12 protein-coding genes and 1 pseudogene are annotated in these 17,791 nt (G+C 69.5%); 6 read left to right on the forward strand and 7 right to left on the reverse strand.

Features of this window, described 5'->3' with window-relative positions; all coding sequences use genetic code 11:
- Positions 1-65 precede the first annotated feature (65 nt).
- Positions 66-149, forward strand: a pseudogene (locus ALI144C_RS37005) (flavodoxin-dependent (E)-4-hydroxy-3-methylbut-2-enyl-diphosphate synthase); the annotation flags it as partial.
- Here the strand turns inward: ALI144C_RS37005 and ALI144C_RS55910 are convergent.
- Complete coding sequence (locus tag ALI144C_RS55910) at positions 113-448, reverse strand: terpene synthase family protein (protein WP_168211425.1); 336 nt, start codon at positions 446-448, stop codon at positions 113-115. The pseudogene ALI144C_RS37005 and the gene ALI144C_RS55910 sit on opposite strands and share 37 nt — an antisense overlap.
- Positions 445-783: a hypothetical protein gene (locus ALI144C_RS37010; protein WP_076991864.1), complete on the reverse strand. Its 339-nt coding sequence runs from the start codon at positions 781-783 to the stop codon at positions 445-447. Before ALI144C_RS37010 ends, ALI144C_RS55910 begins: the two co-directional genes overlap by 4 nt.
- Before the next feature lie 432 nt (positions 784-1,215).
- Here ALI144C_RS37010 and ALI144C_RS37015 point away from each other — a divergent pair, with 432 nt between their 5' ends.
- The 4 genes from ALI144C_RS37015 (at position 1,216) to ALI144C_RS37030 (ending at position 9,390) form a co-directional block, all read left to right on the forward strand.
- On the forward strand, positions 1,216-1,710 hold the full coding sequence (locus tag ALI144C_RS37015; RefSeq protein WP_076991865.1) for an FAD-dependent oxidoreductase: 495 nt from the start codon (positions 1,216-1,218) through the stop codon (positions 1,708-1,710).
- A gap of 157 nt (positions 1,711-1,867) precedes the next feature.
- On the forward strand, positions 1,868-8,041 hold the full coding sequence (locus ALI144C_RS37020) for a type I polyketide synthase (RefSeq protein WP_083753716.1): 6,174 nt from the start codon (positions 1,868-1,870) through the stop codon (positions 8,039-8,041).
- Positions 8,042-8,118: 77 nt separating this feature from the next.
- Positions 8,119-9,066 carry a trypsin-like serine peptidase gene (locus tag ALI144C_RS37025; RefSeq protein WP_076991866.1) on the forward strand — a complete coding sequence of 316 codons (948 nt, stop codon included), beginning with the start codon at positions 8,119-8,121 and terminating at the stop codon, positions 9,064-9,066.
- An 81-nt stretch (positions 9,067-9,147) separates the two neighbouring features.
- Positions 9,148-9,390: a three-helix bundle dimerization domain-containing protein gene (locus tag ALI144C_RS37030; RefSeq protein ID WP_076991867.1), complete on the forward strand. Its 243-nt coding sequence runs from the start codon at positions 9,148-9,150 to the stop codon at positions 9,388-9,390.
- Positions 9,391-9,804: 414 nt separating this feature from the next.
- Here the strand turns inward: ALI144C_RS37030 and ALI144C_RS37040 are convergent, their stop codons facing one another.
- Positions 9,805-10,491, reverse strand: a complete 687-nt coding sequence (locus ALI144C_RS37040) for a cation transporter (RefSeq protein WP_076991868.1) — start codon at positions 10,489-10,491, stop codon at positions 9,805-9,807.
- Complete coding sequence (gene cmtR, locus ALI144C_RS37045) at positions 10,488-10,838, reverse strand: Cd(II)/Pb(II)-sensing metalloregulatory transcriptional regulator CmtR (RefSeq protein WP_076991869.1); 351 nt, start codon at positions 10,836-10,838, stop codon at positions 10,488-10,490. Before cmtR ends, ALI144C_RS37040 begins: the two co-directional genes overlap by 4 nt.
- Positions 10,839-10,953: 115 nt before the next feature.
- Here cmtR and ALI144C_RS54885 point away from each other — a divergent pair, with 115 nt between their 5' ends.
- A complete protein-coding gene (locus ALI144C_RS54885; RefSeq protein WP_076991870.1) occupies positions 10,954-11,460 on the forward strand; it encodes a DUF402 domain-containing protein in 507 nt (168 codons plus the stop codon).
- A gap of 80 nt (positions 11,461-11,540) precedes the next feature.
- Here ALI144C_RS54885 and ALI144C_RS37055 read toward each other — a convergent pair whose 3' ends face one another.
- From ALI144C_RS37055 to ALI144C_RS37065, 3 genes are all read right to left on the reverse strand, one after another.
- Positions 11,541-12,290, reverse strand: a complete 750-nt coding sequence (locus ALI144C_RS37055; protein ID WP_076991871.1) for an SDR family NAD(P)-dependent oxidoreductase — start codon at positions 12,288-12,290, stop codon at positions 11,541-11,543.
- A 101-nt stretch (positions 12,291-12,391) separates the two neighbouring features.
- The gene (locus ALI144C_RS37060; protein WP_076991872.1) at positions 12,392-15,115 is read right to left on the reverse strand and encodes a helix-turn-helix transcriptional regulator; all 2,724 of its coding nucleotides are present in this window, start codon (positions 15,113-15,115) and stop codon (positions 12,392-12,394) included.
- A gap of 351 nt (positions 15,116-15,466) precedes the next feature.
- The gene (locus ALI144C_RS37065; RefSeq protein ID WP_076991873.1) at positions 15,467-17,650 is read right to left on the reverse strand and encodes an AfsR/SARP family transcriptional regulator; all 2,184 of its coding nucleotides are present in this window, start codon (positions 17,648-17,650) and stop codon (positions 15,467-15,469) included.
- Positions 17,651-17,791: the final 141 nt, after the last annotated feature.

Here is a 17,791-nt window from a genome sequence, read left to right on the forward strand (position 1 = left end):
GTTGGGCGCCGGTCAGCAGCCGGAGTCCGGCCGGGACCCCCGCCGTCCCACCGAAAAGCCCGGCGCCGGTCGTGATGGTGCACGCGTACCGGCAACTGGCGCAGCAGTGCGACTACCCGCTGCACCTCGGTGTGACCGAGGCCGGTCCGCGTACGCATGCGGGCGAATCCCTCTCGGTCGCGGGCACTTCCTTGCCGTGGGCGATTTCCAGGAGCGCGATGGTAGGCGGCCCGCCCGCGCTGCCCAGTCGCATGGCGAGGTACTCGTCCACAGCGGGCATCCGGTCTCGGGCCCGGTTGCCGATCTGCCATGCCACGCAGTACAGCCAATGCCGGTGCGCGTCGATGAAGCGCTGCACCTGGGTGGGCGTGGCGCAGGCCCGCATCCGCGTCATGATGTCGTGCAGGGCCTTGGTGAATGGTTCCGCCGGGGGAGTGGACGCCGTCATCGACCGGTGCAACTCGCCGCGATGGCCACGAACTTCGCGGGATCCGCGCTGAGCGGTCCACTGTCACAACAGGCGTCGTCGAAGAGGAAGCCCCAGTAGACCCACAGCACCGCGACCAGTAGGCCGTCGACCGGAGCCGATGGCGAGAACCTCCCGTAGAACTCGGCACTGTTGGTCGCGATCGCCCGCATCCGGTCTCGCTCTGTCCGGCACAGTCCGGTCTGGTCGATCCATTCGATGGCCTGGCGCCGCACCTCGTCCACCGCCGGGTGAATGGCAGGCGGGATGGGGCAGTAGAACGGCGGTGCGCCGAAATCCAGATCTGTGGTCGTCATGGTGTCTCCCGTGAATCGGAACGAGTGACTTCACCCTAAGTGGACAGATCAGTCGCACGCATCGTGTTGCTCCAAAAGGAGAAAGTGCTGTGCGCCGATGCCGATGACCTGAGCGCCCGGTCACGGCCGGGCTCGCTCGGACAGGTGAGGCGGGTACCTCGTTCCGGGTGCGTCGGCGGCGTTCGCGACGCTCGCGGATTCCGATCCGGACACCATCACGCAAGGTGATGTTTGGATTCTGAATAGGACGACTCGGCTGCCCCGTGGAATTAACCCGGTTGCCGGGCCTGTGTGCCGTCCTGCTTCGTTGTTACGTTCGAGCGGTTCGCCGAATGTGCGGCGGCGCCGCCCGGATCACGGGCGGACTCGACACCAAGACCCCGGAGGGCGTCTCACCCTGCCCGGAAATCGCATCGAAGGAACGGTGATCGGATGACAACGGGCCGGTTCGGCGGACAGCTATGGGACGTGGTGGTCGTGGGTGCCGGTCCGGCCGGGGCCACCGCGGCCCGGGTGGCGGCGGAGGCCGGGTGTGACGTGTTGTTGCTGGAACGCGCCGCCGTGCCGCGGTACAAGACCTGTGGCGGCGGACTGATCGGGTGCTCGCAGGCGTTCCTGCCCGCCGGACTGGGGACCGCTGCCCGGCTCGTTCGGCTGGGTCTTCCCCAAGGACGGCGTCTGCACGGCTGGTGTGGTCGCTGCCCGCGGACAAGGCGACGCTACCAGGGCGTACATGCGGGAGTTCCTGAAGCGCCATGGCTTTGCGAATCGCACGCCGCTGCACGACACGGGCGACAACATCCGCGCGCGGGCGGTCGGGACCTACACCCAGGTGTTGCGCTCCGATCTCGACACCGAGATGCGTGCGTCTCGCAGGATCATGGACGTCTTCACCAAAACGTCCCGGCGTGGTCCACACCGCGCTGACCGCCTGCCCGCCGGTGTGGCGCAGGGTCGACTCGTATCTCGGCGGTGACCCCACGATCCCCGCGCTGCTCGGCAACCCGGTCGCGCGCGTGGCGCTCAACGCGGTCGGACTCTTCATCTATGTCTACTCAGGACTAAATCGGAAAGGAACCACAGCATGGACGAGGATTCGGCTACCGGCAGACAGACTCCGGTCGCGATCATCGGAACGGCGTGCCGGGCTCCCGGCGGAGTGACCTCGGCGCAGGAGCTTTGGCAACTGCTTCTGGACCGGCGTGATGTCGTGCGCGGCAGCGACCCCGGCAGGCGGTGGTCCGACCGCGAGCGGGTGGTTCCCGCCGATCTGGCGAACGCGGCTGCCCTGCGCAGCGGTTCCTTCCTCGACGACATCGACCTGTTCGATCCGGGCTTCTTCGGCGTGCCCGCTCGTGAGGCGGCGAGTGTCGACCCGCAACACCGGTTGTTGCTGGAGACCATGTGGGAGACACTGGAAGACGCGGGGGTGCCGCCGCGTTCGCTGGCGGGGTCGCGGACCGGCGTGTTCATCGGCATCTCGGGGGCCGACTACGCCAGGCGGTTCAAGCTGGCGGACTTCGACGTCCACCACGGCATCTCGGCGGTCGCGTCGGGCGCGCCGGGCCGGATCTCCTACATCCTCGACGTCAACGGGCCGTCGTTGGCGGTGGACGGCGCCTGCGCCTCGTCGCTGATGGCTGTGCACCTCGCATGTCGTTCCCTCCACAATGGAGAGTCTGATCTCGCGCTAGCGGGCGGTGTCACCGTGCAGCTGGAATGGGGTGGCCTCATCGGTTTCGCCAGGGCGGGGGCGTTGTCCACGCGTGGGCGGTGCGCGGCCTTCGACGAGAGCGCGGACGGTTTCGTGCGCGGGGAGGGCTGCGGGATGGTGGCGTTGAAGCGGTTGACCGACGCCCAGCGCGACGGTGACCACGTGTTGGCGGTGATCACCGGGACGGCCATCAACCACGCGGGACGGGTGCAGGGCATCACCCAACCATCTCGCGGTGCGCAGCACGCCGTCATCATGGCGGCCATGCGCGCGGCAGGAGTCACGCCCCACGATGTCGGGTATGTGGAGGCGCACGGCAGCGGTACCCCAGTGGGGGATCCGATCGAGTTCGCCGCGTTAACCGACGCGTACGGCAAATCCGGTGGTCCGTGCGTGCTGGGCTCGCTCAAGACCAACATCGGCCACCCGGAGAGCGCGGCCGGTGTGCTCGGGCTGATCAAGGCCGCGCTGGCGGTCCAGCGGGGCACCATCCCGGCGAATCTGCACTTCACCCGGTGGAATCCCGTGATCGACACCGACGGGACCCGGTTCGTCGTACCCACCGCCACCATGCCGTGGGACAACTCCGGCCGCCCCCGTCGCGCAGGTGTGTCCGCGTTCGGTGTCACAGGGGCGAACGCCCACGCCATCGTCGAACAGGCGCCGCAGACGCTGGCACCATCCCGGCGCCCATGGGCTTTCAGCGATCAGGCGATGGTGTTCCCGGTGTCGGCCGCGTCCACTGGCGGACTGGCTGCCACGGCGCGCCGCCTGGCCAGTCACGTGGAGGCCACACGTGACCCCGCGGCCGATGTGGCGCGCACCCTTGCCGCGCACCGCAGTCATCTGTCCACACGAGCCTGTGTCGTGGCATCCGGCCGTGCAGAACTGGTGAGCGCTCTGCGCTCGGTGGCCGACCGGCAGGACCACCCGGACGTCGTCACCGGACCGACAACCGGTCCCGGCATGCCGGTGTGGGTGTTCTCCGGGCACGGCTCGCAATGGCCCGGCATGGCGCGCGACCTCCTCGACCAGGAACCCGCGTTCACCCGCATGATCGACCGGCTCGATGCCGTCGCGTCGGACGCGGGCGTGCCCGTGCGGCGACTGCTGGCGTCCGGCGAGAACCTGGAGCGGATGGACGTGGTCCAGCCGGTGATCTTCGCGGTGCAGACGGCGCTCGCGCGGATGTGGCGGGACTGGGGCCTGCGTCCGGCCGCGGTGGTGGGTCATTCGATGGGGGAGGCCGCGGCCGCCGTCGCGGCGGGCATGCTGACACCCGAGGACGGCATGCGGATCACGCTGGCCCGTTCATCGCTGCTGCAACGGGTCGCGGGCGGCTGCATGGCGGTCGTCGCGCTCCCGGTCGAGCAGGTCGACGCCGAGATCGCCGACGTCGACGGCGTGTCCGTCGCCGTGGTGACAGCACCGGCGTCCACGGTCGTCGCTGGTGACGGCCCGGTTGTGGCGGACCTACTGCGCCGCTGGCAGGACCGCGGCGTGTTCTGCAAGCAGATCGCCGTGGTGGTCGCCGCGCACTCGCCCCAGGTCGACCCGATCCTGACCGAGATCGCCGACCGGACGTCGTGGCTGAAGGGGACACCGGCGACGACGCCGTTCTACTCCACCGCGGGGGATCCGCGCGAGACCGTGACCTTCGACAACAAGTACTGGGCTCGGAACCTGCGCGCGCCGGTGCGCTTCGACCGGGCGTGCCGGGCGCTGATCGAGGACGGGCACCGCGTCTTCCTGGAGCTGTCGCCGCACCCGTTGCTGACTCAGGCCGTGGAGGAGACCGCGTCGGCGATGGGAGTGCCGGTGGTGACCACAGGCTCGCTGACCCGCGACCAGAACGGGCGTGCGGCGGTGTGCCGGGCGGCCGCCGCGCTGCACGTGGTCGGCGCGCCGGTGGATCTCGTCGCCGTCAACGGCGGTGGAACACGGGTGGTGTTGCCGCCCACGGCGTTCGACCGGTCCAGCTACTGGCAAGAGCCCGGGTACGGGCCACGGGACGCGACGGCGCACATGTGGCTGGGCGAGTGCTCGGCCGTGCCGGATGCCGACGCCGAGGACGGCACGCGGCACGTATGGCCCGCTGATCTGGGCACCGACCGTGTCGAATGGCTGGCGCAGCACACCATGCGTGGCATCCCGTTGGTGCCCGGCGCCGCACATGTCGAGTTGATCGTGGCCGCCTCCGCAGCGGTCCTGGGCTGTGCGCTGGACGAGATCCGCCTGACCGACGTGCGGTTCGAGCGGATGTTGCCGCTGGCCGCCGCCGTGCCCGTCCAGGTCTCGGCCACGCGGAGCGGTGGTCGGCTGGCGGTCGAGGTCATCCAGCACACCGGCAGCGGATGGGACCGAGCGGCGGCAGCGACGGCCGCCCGGTTCGAAGGACCGGTCGACCTCAACCCGGCACTACACCCACCTGAGAACGTCGCGGCGCCTGACGAGTTGTACGCGTCGTTCCGCCGGATCGGACTGGACACCGGCCCGGCCTTCCACTCGATCACCGCCACCACCGACGACGGGATCACCCGGGTCGAGGTGCCCGCCGACGCGGCGATCCGGACCAGCGCACCCCACGTGCACCCGGTGATGTTCGACGGGTGGGTGTTGTCCGTCGCGGCCTGCCTGGTCCGTGACGATGCCCTCGATGACAGCGATGAGCCGTGGTTGCCCACCGGGATCGGCAAGGTGGTGCTGCCCGCCGAGCCCGGCCGCGTCGCGTGGGTTCGCTCCGAAGCGAGACGCGAGGGGGCCGCCGTAACCGGGAGCGCCGCCCTCTACGACGAGGCCGGGCAATGGGTCGGCGCGCTCTACGACGTCACCCTTATCCGCAACACCCGGACCATGAACACCAATACGCGACTCGACCACCGGTTGTTCGAGATCTCCTTGCGCCAGCTTCCCTTGCCGGAACAGCCGACCACAGGCACAACCGGCGAATGGGTCGTGGTCAGGGAACCAGGCGACGATGACGGTGTCGCCGAGCGCGTGGCGGCGGCGCTGTCCAAGGCTGGCACGCGAGTCACGGTCCACACTGATCTCTCGGCTGTTCCGGCGTGCGCAGGCGCGGTCGTGTGGTGCGCGACGGGAGACCTGGACGACTTGGACCGGGTCACCAAGGTGACCACGCTACTCCGTGCCGCGGGACAACCGTCCCGGACGTGGTTGCTCAGCCAGAACGCGAGGCCAGTGCTCGACGGCGATAGGACCAACCCGGGAGTGTGCGCGCTGCGCGGGCTGCTGCGCGTGGCCGCCATCGAACAACCCGAGTCGGCGATGACCTGGGTCGACAGCGGCGGTGGCACAGCCGGGGACGTGGCCGATATCGTCGCGGAGCTGACCGCAGGCACTGCCGAGACGGAGGTGGCCTGGCGGGCGGGGCAGCGCTACGTGGCCAGGATGACCCGGGCGCCACTGGCGAGCAGGCCGCCGCGGTCGGCCCGCGAGATCGACGTGGTCGTCGGCGAGGACGAGTTCGTCCTGCGGCCCCACCCGGACGGCGGCCTGGACCAACTGCACCTGGTCGCGACCGATCAGCCGCCGCCCGTGCCGGGACCCGGCCAGGTGCTGGTGCGCCCGGAAGCGTGCACGGTGCACTTCCGCGAGATCCTGATCGCGCTGGGCATCTACCCGACCGACGACGGGACACCGCCCGCGCTCGGCTCGGACGCCGCAGGCGTGGTCGTGGCGGTCGGTGACGGCGTCGACGACCTGCGACCTGGTGACAGGGTCACCACCGTGATCACCGACGGTAGCGGGTCGATGGCCGCGCACTGCCTGGTCCGAGCCGATCTGACCGCACGCGTTCCCGACGGCTTCGCCGCGGTGGACATCGTCCCCTCAGTGCTGACGTACATCACTGCGTGGCATTCGCTGCACGACCTCGCACGGCTGCGGGCGGGCGAGACTGTGCTGGTGCACTCTGCGGCCGGGGGCACCGGACTCGCCGCGATCGAGGTCGCCCGGCTGCTCGGGGCCGAGGTCATCGGCACCGCCGGGACCGAGGCCAAGCGCAGGCACCTGCGCGAGCACGGTGTGCGGCACGTGTTCGACTCCCGCAGCCTGGATTTCGCCGAACAGGTGTCGGCGGCCACCGGCGGACGCGGTGTCGACGTCGTGCTCAACTCGCTGACCGGACCGGCCATGCGAGCGTCGCTGGATCTGCTCGCCCCGGCTGGACGCTTCATCGAGATCGGCAAACGCGACCTGTACGACGGCGCACGCATGGACCTCGGGAAGTTCCGGCACGGCAACACCTACACCGCCCTGGACTTGGTGCTCACCGCGAACGAGCAACCAGCGGTGTTCCGAGCGGCGATGCGACGAGTGCTGGCTGAGATCGCGGACGGCAGGCTGCCCTTGTTGCCCAGCGTGGTGGTTCCGGTGACCGATGCGTCGGAGGCGTTCAAGCAGTTGGCTTCCGGCGACCTCATCGGCCGTGTGACCCTCACTTTCCCACCGGTCGGACAGCGGATCCGCGTGCACGCACCCACTCCGGGGCAGGTGGTACGCGAAGGAGCCGCCTACATCGTCACCGGCGGCACGCGGGGGTTGGGCCTCGAAGCAGCGCGGTGGCTGGCCGAATCCGGTGCAGGTCGCGTCGTTCTCGGAGGCCGCAGTGAACTCACGCCTGACGCCGCCGATGTGCTCGACGCTGTCGCGGCAACCGGGTGCGCGGTGGAGGTTGTGCGGGGTGACGTGACTGACCCGGACACGGCCCGGCGCTTGGTCTCGGCGGCAGGCGCGAACCTGCGGGGCATCCTGCACACCGCCGTGGTGCTCGACGACGCACCGCTGAACGCCATGAGCCCGGACAAGCTGGCCCGTGCGTGGCACCCGAAGGTCACCGGCCTGCTGAACCTCCACCACGCCGTGCAAGACATCCCACTGGACTGGCTTGTCGTCTTCTCCTCCATGTCGGCCATGCTGGGCAACGCCGGACAGGCCAACTACGCCGCAGCCGGTTCGTGGGTGGACGCCTTCGCGCGATGGCGTCACGACCAGGGACTGGCCACCCTGTCGGTGGACTGGGGCGCCTGGGGAGAAGCGGGCCGTGCGACGGACTTCGCCGCGCGCGGGTTCGACACGATCGCGACGGCCGACGGGTTCGCCGCGCTGACCGCGCTGCTGCGCCACCAACGGGTGAATGTCGGCGTGTTCGACTACCAACCCGAGTTGCTGTTCCGGGCCTTCCCGCATGCGCTGGACCACCCGCTGCTGGCGGACCTGCGTACCGGTGAGGCCGTCGACCGCGCAGCGACATCGACGCTCGAGTTGCGTCTCGAACAACCAGGACCGGCACGGGCCAGCATGGTGCGGGACGCGGTGGTACACAGCCTCGCGGCGCTGCTCGGTGCCCAGCCCTCAACCGTCGCGGCACACGCGAAGTTCACCGACCTCGGACTGGACTCGCTGCTCGCCGTCGCGCTCACCAGGAAGCTGCACGTCGACCTCGGCATCGCGGTCACTCCGGCGGACGTCTGGGCGCACCCGTCACCGGCCGAACTGGCCAAGCACATCGATTCGTCGCTGTGACTTGTCGAGTTTGGACTCGACAACCCCGGGTAGTCGATGAGTGTCCCTGTGCGACAACGGATGCAGAGGAGTTCACCATGTGGCGGTCACGATCGTGGCGATGGCTGGCCGGTGCGGCGGCAGGCGTCGTGTCGCTGACTCTCGCGGTCGTTCCCGTGCACGCGGGTCCCGTTGGTGGCCCTGTCGCGACGACGCACCAGGCGGCGGACACCCCGGAATCCGCCGCCGCGGTGACGGAGTACTGGACTCCAGGGCGAATGCGTGACGCCGTGCCGATGGAGATGAACCTCCCGGCCGGGCAGCAGCTGCCGACGGCGTGGCTGACACCGCAGGCGGCGCAGGCGGGTGACCAGCACGGTGGCCCGTGGACGGCCGGGGGAGAGGTCGTCAAGACGGTGGGGCGAGTGTTCTTCACCTTCGAGGGCAAGCAGGCCTCGTGCAGTGGTGCGGCGGTGACGAGCGCGAACAAGAGCGTGGTGGTCACCGCCGGGCACTGTGTGCGGATGAAGGGGAACTGGCACCCGGACTGGGTGTTCGTTCCCGGCTACGTCGACGGCAACGCTCCGCACGGCAAGTGGCCCGCGAAGCAGTTGCAGGCCACGCCGCAGTGGACAGCGAAAGAGGAACTCAACTTCGACATGGGCGTCGCCGTGGTCAACCAGGTGGACGGCAAGAATCTCACCGACGTGGTCGGCGCGCAGGAGATCGCGTTCAACGAGCCGCGCAACCAGCGGATGCATTCGTTCGGCTACCCGGCGAAACCGCCCTACGACGGCGCCAAACTCATCTACTGCAGCGGGGGGACGTTCACCGACATCCTGTTGACCCGCGACCACGGAATGCGGTGCAACCAGACCGGCGGGGCGAGCGGCGGTCCTTGGTTCCTCAGGTTCGACGAGGCCACCGGCAAGGGTGTGGTGAACTCCGTGAACAGCTTCAAGTACGGCATCATCAGCTTCTTGATGTTCGGGACGTACTTCGGCAACGAGGCCAAGGCGGTGTACGAAGCCGCGCAGAAGGTCTGACCCGTCGGCGCGGTGGAATCGTTTCGCCGGGCTGGGCAGCGGGCAACCCATTGTCGGATGGATCGACCAAAAGGAGGAGTTGTGGCCGCGACTCTCGACGGGCACCTGGTCCGCGATCCGCACGACCTGCACGCCAAGGTCGAAGCGCAACTCGACGTGGCCGCGGCCGAGGTCATGCGTCGATGCGCGAACGAGGTGGACTATCAGGTGGTTCGCCAGGCTGTTTCCGCCGCGTACGGCAGGCTGGCCGGTGAGGCCAGATTCCAGAGCTTCCTGCCGATCCTCGCTGCCAGGGCCGCGCACCGGGACCTCTGCGCGGAGTGAGTGCGTGCACCGAGCCGCGGTTGCCGGTGGCACGCAACAACGTTCGGGACAGGCGAACTGGCGACACGGCGGTCACCGGCCGGTACCCACACGAAGCTGACCCCGTCCCGGTCAGCACTGCGGTGAAGTCGGGTGCGTCAGGATCAGACCAGTCCGCAGGCCAGCAACCGCCCCCAAGTCCGGTCCACCGCACCGATCTGTTCGTTCGCCGCGGCCGGAGCGCCAGGGCTGCCGGATGACGGCGGTCGCGGTGACGCCGGGTCTGGGTGAGCCGTTCGCGGACTGTCCTATGCCGTCCGAGCGAGTGAATGGTGCGCCACCAGGTTCGCCAACCGCGCCGGTGCGCTGGTGTCGCGCAGAAAGCGTGCCCCGTCCAACGGGTGGAACCCGGTGTCGGCGATGGTCGGCGGCAGATCAGCAGCAGTGGTGACCACGCCAGGCCGCGCGGCCTTCCTTCGCGGCGACACCGGCGATGACGAGGGCGACGATCGGGTCGGCCCATGACCAGCCGAACAGCGAGTTGACCAGCAGGCCGACCAGCAGCACGCCGGACAAGTAAGTGCACAGCAAGGTCTGCTTGGAATCGGCGACGGCGCTGGCCGAGCCGAGCTCGCGTCCGGCGTGCCGTTGCGCGGCCGACAAGAACGGCATGACCACCAGCGATACGGCCGCGAGCACGATGCCAACCGTGGAGTGGTCCGCGTCCTCGGCGCCGAGTAGGGAACGCACGGATTCGACGGTGACGTAGGCGGCGAGCGCGAAGAACGACACCGCGATCACCTTCAACGCGGTCCGTTCGCGCCTCTCGGGATCGGTGCCGGAGAACTGCCAAGCCACTGCGGTCGCTGAGGCGACCTCGATGACGGAGTCCAGGCCGAAGCCGATGAGTGCGGTGGAGGAGGCGATGGACCCGGCGGTGATGGCGACGATCGCTTCGATGACGTTGTAGGTGATGGTCGCGGCGACCAGCAACCGCACCCGGCGGTTGAGCGTCAGGCGTCGCTGCGGGTCCAGCGCCGTGAGTGGGGCGCGGCAGCCGTCCACCGGTGTGGCAGCAGCGGCGGTCAGGGGAAGGTTGATCCGTCCTGGCTCCGTGCTCATCGTGACGTCTCCGCTGGTGCCTGCTCGCGGTGGTCGTTGCGGCAGGGCTCGGCGGTGTCGACGGCGAGCACGACTTTGACCAGCTCGCGTAGTGCTCGTGCGAGGTGGGCGTCGGCCAGGGTGTAGTGGACCTGGCGGCCTGCGTAGGTGGCCACGACCAGGCCGCAGCCGCGCAGGCAGGACAGGTGGTTGGACACGTTGGAGCGGGTCAGCTCCAGGTGGTCGGCGAGTTGTGCCGGGTAGCAGATCCCGTCCAGCAGCGCGACGAGGATGCGGCAGCGGGTGGGGTCGGCCAGTGCTTTGCCCAGCCGGGCCAGGGCGTCTTCCCGGACTTCACACTTCAGCACGCGTCGAACAGTACAGCGTTCACTGTACTAAGTCACGCCGCTGGTTCATGGGGTTTCGCGCCGTCCGCCGCTACGATCCAGTGCTGTGGTTGGCAGGCAGGCTCTTCATCCGCCCGTGAGCCCGGAGCGGATCACCGTGCTGAGCCGTGACGTGCCGCATCCGGGTGTCAGGGCCGGCCGGGTCGCCGCCTTCGAGTACGACATTCCCGAAGGCCGCTACGTCCGGCCGGGCGCTGGGCGCAGGCAGCGCGCTTTCCTGCTGCTCGACGAGTCGGCCCAGCTCTGCCAGCCGGTGATGTTCAAGCCGGAGCGAGCGGGCTGGTGGTACGTCGACCTGGTGGACATCCGCGAACAGGAGGACACCGTCCACGTGGTCGACCACTACGTGGACTTCATCGTCGGCCCGCCGGGACTTCCTTACCGGATACTGGATCTGCACGAGCTGGGTGAGGCGTTGACCTCCGGGGAGCTGACACCCCACCAGGTCGCGCACGTCCTGGCCGCCATTCAGACGTTCGCCGACCGGCACCTGCAGGGCAAGGGCCACCACGGGCCCCAGTGGCCGGACTTCCCGCCGGCCGCGCTCGGGCCGGTGCGTGACATCGCGATCCCCAGGCCTTGACCCAGTGGCGCGGGCGACTTCCCCGGAAGGTGCACCGGGACGCAGTTCCAGCGTCCGCGGTCACGCGACCTGGCAGGGCGTCAGCCGTAGCACGCGCCGACGGAGATGTTGACCTGAGTCGACGTGATGCTGCGGCCCATGTCCGACGCGACGAACACGGCGACGTTGCCCACGTCGGCCATTGTCGCTGCGCGCTTGAACGGCGACGCGCCGATGATGCCCTGCCTGGCCCCTTCCCACTCGGGGCTGTCCGGGAAGGTGTCGACGATGCCCCCGGTCAGCAGCGTCACGGTGCGGATGCCGTGCGGCGCCAACTCCGCTGCCCACTGCCTGCGCAGCGACTCGACGGCGTCCATGCCGATCTGCACGTTGCCCATGCTGGGGCTGGTGTTGGCGTGGTCCGACCCGCCGAAGAACAGCAGCACTCCGGACTGCTGCTTCACCATGTGCCGGGCCGCGGCCTTCGTCGTGATCAGCTGCGTGGTCAGCGCCTTGCCGATGGCCGCGACGAAGTCGGACGTCGAGATGTCGGCCAGCGGCTGGAAGATCGCCTCCTGGGTGATCAGGTTGATCGAGATGTCCACACTGCCGGTCTTCTCCGCGACGGCGTCGATGTGGTCGTTCACAGCCGACGCGTCCAGCGCGTCGACCACGGCTGTCTCGGCCTGGCCGCCCGCGGCGCGGATGCTGTCCGCGACCGTGTCGAGCTTCGCCGGCGTCCGACCGGCGAGGAACACCCGTGCGCCCTCGGCGGCGAAGGCACCTGCCATGGCGCCACCGATCGAGCCGCCGCCACCGTAGACCACCGCGGTCCTGTTCTCCAGCATCATCAGCTTCTCCTTTCGTTGCCGGAAAAGCTACGACCTGGTCACACCGGTTCACATCGGTCACGTGACTGGTGTGCGACCGCGTCGCCGGACTGGCGACCAAGTCATCCGAGACCGAGCTGCGCCAGTTCGATCCTTCGGGTGACGCCCAGTTTCGGGTAGGCGCGATACAGGTGATGTCCGATGGTGCGTGGGCTGAGGAACAGCTGTGCGCCGATCTCCTTGTTGCTCAGCCCGGTCGCCGCCAGTCGAACGACTTGCACTTCCTGCGGCGTCAGCCTCCTCAGCGGGTCATCGGCCATCGGCTCGAGCGTCGGGCGCTCGCCGAGCGCGGTGAGTTCGCTCGTCGCGCGCGCTTCCCAGGTCGACGCGCCCAGCCGCTGGAACCTGGTTCGCGCGGCGTCCAGTTCCGCCCGTGCTTCGCTTCGGCGGCGTCTGCGGCGCAACCATTCGCCGTACAGCAACTGCGTCTTGGCCTGGTCGAACGGGCCGCCATGCGCGCTGTGCAGGTCGAGCGCCGCCCGGTAGTGCTCCTCGGAGTCCTCGAGCATCGCCTGGCAGCGCCGCAGCAGCGCGGTCGCGACCGGACTGGCCACGTGCACGGCCCACCGTTCGAACGCCTCGAACTGCTCGGCACACTGGGCGGGGTCGCCGTTCCGGATCGCTGCCTCCACGAGGTCCGGGACCGCGCGGATGAGGAAGTCGTACTTGGCCGGGCCCACACACACGGTGTACAGCGCGTCGAACGCGTCGCGGTACCGTCCCGCGGCGAGGTCGAGCAGCCCCAGACCCCAGGACGTCAGCGCGGTGCCGACGGCGTGCCGTCCTTCGAGGACCGGAAGCACCTCGGCGGCCAGCGCACGGCATCGCGGTTCGTCACCTGTCGCCGCGGCAAGCCACACGGACGTCGCCCGCAGCACCGCGACTTCCAACTCCATCCCGAACTCGGTGCTGAGCGCCACTGCCTCGGCCAGGCAGGCCTCCGCGGTGCGGAAGTGACCACGCAGCGCGTGGGCCAACGCGATGATCTCCTGCGCGTACGGAATCCACGTCAACGCGCCGCTGGCTCGCACATCGGCCAGCAACGTCTCCATCACCGCGATGGTCGTCGTTTCCTCGGCCAGCATCAGCCCGCTGAACCCGGCCACGATCCGGTGGACGAACTCCGCGTCACCCGCCCGACTGGCATCGAGCACGGCGCGAAGCGGAGCGGCGGCGTTCTCCGGCCTGCCAGCGAGCAGGTCACCCCAGCTGACCTGTGCCTCGGCGGACGCACGCAGCCGGGACTCCGGCCGCAGCCGCAACTCGCCCATCAGCCGCCCGCCCTCGGCGACGAGGTGCAGCGCGCCCGCGTCCCGGCTGGCGCAGATCATCTCGGTCAACATGACGACCGCACGGGCGGGGTCGCTGGCCATGACCAACCGCGCGGCCTCGGACGCGAGGGTGGCATCGGCTTCGGGAGAGGTTCGCTCGTATTCGATCTGACCGCGCAACAACGTCGCCTCCGCGAGGACGCCGGGCTCGGTGGTCAGCGCTGTCACCTCGACAGCCAGGCGCGCCGCGCGGTCGGGTTTGCCCGCGTCGTAGGCGGCGAGCGCGGCCTTGGCGATGCGACGGGCCTTGAGCTCGGGATCCACGCTCAACCGGCCCGCACGGTCGTACGCGGCGGACACTGCCATGGCCCCGCCGCGGCGTTCTGCCCGTTGTGCGGTCCGTTCGAGCTCGGCGGCCACCGCCTCGTCCGGCTCGGTGGTGGCCGCCGCGAGGTGCCAGGCCCGGCGGTCGAGGACGTCCGGGGCAGTGAGTGTTTCGGCGAACGCCCGGTGGACCGCGATCCGCTGGTGGTGGGTGGCGCACTGGTAGGCGGCGGCACGCACCAGCGGATGCCGGAACGCCAACTCCCCGTCGGTCACGCTGATCAGCCCCGCCCGCTCGGCCGCGTCCAGGTCGGACGTGCCGGCACCGACCGCACGGCCGACGCGTAGCACCGTGTCCATCCCGGCGAAGCGGTCGGCCGCGGCGACCAAGAGGATCGACTGGGACGGCTCGGGCAGGCCGACGATCTGGTCGCGGAACTTCTCCTGCACTCGTCGGGTGACCGGCAACGGGCCGACTTGGTGCGCGAGCTCCGCACGACCTTCCCGTTGCGCCACCAGACGAGCCGCGCCGAGTTCGAGCAACGCGAGCGGGTTCCCGTCGGCCTCCTCCAGGACCCGTGCCCGCGTCGGTGCTGTCAACCCGGGACTCCTGTGGTCGAGCAACTCGGATGCCGAGTCGGACGACAAGCCCGGCAGTCTCAACTCGTCCACGCCGGGGGTGTGAAACGGCACTGCCGTGTCACGGACCGCGAACAGCATCGCGACCCGGTCCGCGTGGAACCGCCGGGTGGCGAAGAGCAACGCGTCCGACGACCCGCGGTCCAGCCACTGTGCGTCATCGACCATGCACAACAACGGCTTCTCCACCGCCAGTTCGGCGAGCAACGTCAGTACCGCCGCGCCGATCAGGAACGGATTGGTCGCCGTATCGCCGCACAACCCGAACGCGCCGCGCAACGCGGCTGCCTGTGGGCCGGGCAGCAGGTCGAGTCGAGCAAGATACGGGTACAGCAGCAAATGCAGAGCGCCGAACGCCAACTCGGCCTCGGACTCGATACCGACGCCGCGCACCACACGCATGCCATGAGCCGAAGCCACAGCATGGTCAAGAAGCGCGGACTTGCCTATCCCCGCCTCGCCTCGGACGACCAACGCCGCGCTGTGACCGGAAGACGCCTGCTCCAGCAATCGCTCGACGTGGCCGCGTTCCTCAACCCGGCCGACCAACATGGACCAAGCCTAGCCGTTCGAGGATCATGGAGTTCGTCGTTCACCAGCCGGGCAGTGCCGTCACACGAACCGGTAAGTGACTGTCCTGACAGCCAGGAAGCTGGTGGCTGCGGGATTCGCGGTGCCTGTGGCCACCCGCGCGCCTCCACATTGCTGGTGAGCGACGCCGCCATGTCGCACCAGACCCGGAACAGCGCGTCCGGGTCGAGTGCGATGTCCGCTGTGCCAACGGTTTCTGTCTCGACCGCCGCGTAGGTGTAGCCGACCGGAGCGATACGACACCTGCACTCGCGCTGCTTCAGTGTCCTATGTGGAAGATTCGGCCCCCTGGTCCGCGAGGTGCCGTGGCCATCAGGGCGCCGCGTGACCGGCGCCGGTGATCGCCGTGCCGAGACTGGCCAGCGCCACCATCTCACCCGACTGGAACGCCGTTTCGAAGATCTCCGTGCTCTCGTGCCACGCCACCCGGTGGTCCAGGAACGTGGCCATGGCCAGCACGATCCGCCACGCGTGACCGCCCCAGCCGTGCGTGGCGGCACACCGGACGACCGCCTGCAACACGTCGAACTCCCGCTCGAACCAGGCAATCGCCTCGTGCTGGTCGGCGGGCCGGGGCGGCGCGACCCTCGGCGCGAACGGGGAGACGACATCGCGATGCCGTCCCGGTCGCAGCACCGAATCAGCACTGACCGCGGCGTGCAGGTACCAGTCCAGGACACGGTGGAGGGCGGCGCGCCTGGCCTTCGCGCTTTCGTTTCGACGGGCCTCCTCGGCCGCGTACAGTCGAATGAGGTCGTGCAGCTCGTACCGGTCCGGCCGCGGCTGCTCCACCAGGTGCTCGTCGACCAGTTGATCAAGCACCTGCCTCGCCTCCGCCACTCCGAGGTCCGCCACGGCCGCGGCGGCGTCGACGCACATCGAACCCGCCGGGTGCACTCCGAGCCTGCGGAACATCGCGGCGGACGTCGGCCCGAGGTTCCGGTAGGACCGCGAAAGCGCCGCGTACAACTCCTTGCCCACACCGGAACCGAAGGCGTCAGGCCCGTTCATCTCATCGGTGAGGATCTGGGCCACTGCGCCGAGCGAGCTCGCGCGCTGGGCGTGTTCGGCCACGATGACCAACGCCAGCGGCACGCCGCCGCACAACTCCGCCAGCCGCTTCGCGGCCAGCGGCTCGGCCGCGACCCGGGCGGAGCCGAGCGCGGCCCCGAGCAGGTCGACGGCATCGTCGGTGCACAGCCGTGGCAGGCTGAGTCGTTCCGCGCCATCCCGGATGGACAGTTCCCGCAACTGGTTGCGGCTGGTGACGATCACCAGACTGCTGTCGCTGGGGCACAACGCGCGTACCTGACGGGCGTCGCGAGCGTCGTCCAGCAGGACAAGGCTTCTGCGGCCCGCGAGAGTGCTGCGCAGCAGCGCCGTTCGCTCGTCGAGATCCGCCGGTATGCGCTCGGTGGGCACTCCGAGCGAGCGCAGCACCGCCCCGATGGCGGCGGACGGCCGGAGCTGGTCGTCTCCTGAATGGCCGCGCAGGTTCAGGTAGATCTGAGCGTCGGGGTACCGGTCCACCATCCGATGGGCCCAGTGCACGGCGAGTGTCGTCTTGCCGATGCCAGGCGCGCCGTCGATCGCCACGATGACCGTCGGCTGTTCGCCGCCGTCGCGGGAGTTGTGCACGCTGTCGACCATGCGCTCCAACTGCGCGAGGACGTCGGTCCTGCCGACGAACTTGACGTTGTCAGGGGGAAGCTGATGTGGCGCGAGGGTGGTCCGGTGATCCGGTTCTTCGACATCCGCGTCCGAGAGGTCACGCAGGACACGCTGGTGCACAGCCTGCAACTTCTCGCCGGGCTCGATGCCCAGTTCCTCCCGCAGAGTCGCACGAACATGCTGGTAGGCGGCCAAGGCGTCGGCGCGGCGGCCAGACCGCCGCAACGCTTCGATCAGCCGGGACCAGAGCGATTCACGCAGGGGGTAGGCGGACGTCAACTCCGACAACTGGGCGATCAGCTCGCGGAACGCGCCCTTGGCGATCTCCAGGTCGATGCGCCGTTCGGTCGCCGCGAACCACTCCTCGGTGAGCAGGGGAACGATGCCGTGGTCCAGCCAGTCGGACGCCACCCCGGTGAAGGGCCGCCCCCGCCACAGGCCGAGTGCCTGCCGCAGCAGGTCGAGCTCCGCGTCGGCGGTGGGCGCGTCCTGGGCCTGGCGCAGAAGACGGCGGAACCGGTACAGATCCACCCCGTCCTCGTCCACGGTCAACTGGTAGCCACCACCCGGGTAGGTCACGATGGCCGACTTGCCCAGGACACCCCGCAGGCGCGTCACGTAGGTCGAGAGGGTCGCCCGCACGTTCGCGGGCGGCCGGTCACCCCAGAGGTGCGTGGCCAGGGTGTCGTTCGCCACCGGGCGCCCGGCCGACAACAGCAGTGCGGACAGCAACGCGCGTTGGTGTCCCGGTGGCACCGCGACGTCGCGGTGATCCACGGAGACCTCCCATGAGCCGAGTACGTTGACGTGGACCTGCGGAGTCACGATGGCGGGACCTGGGCGAGGGCCGTGCTTGCGATCATGGTCGCCAGCCTGGGACGGCGATCTTGAGGAATCATTGAATCGAGCATGTGGGCGCCGTCGGCAGCGCACTTCTGCTTGGCGGCGCCCGGTGGGTTCTGGTCG

The organism is Actinosynnema sp. ALI-1.44 (assembly GCF_001984155.1).
Classification (GTDB): Bacteria; Actinomycetota; Actinomycetes; order Mycobacteriales; family Pseudonocardiaceae; genus Kibdelosporangium.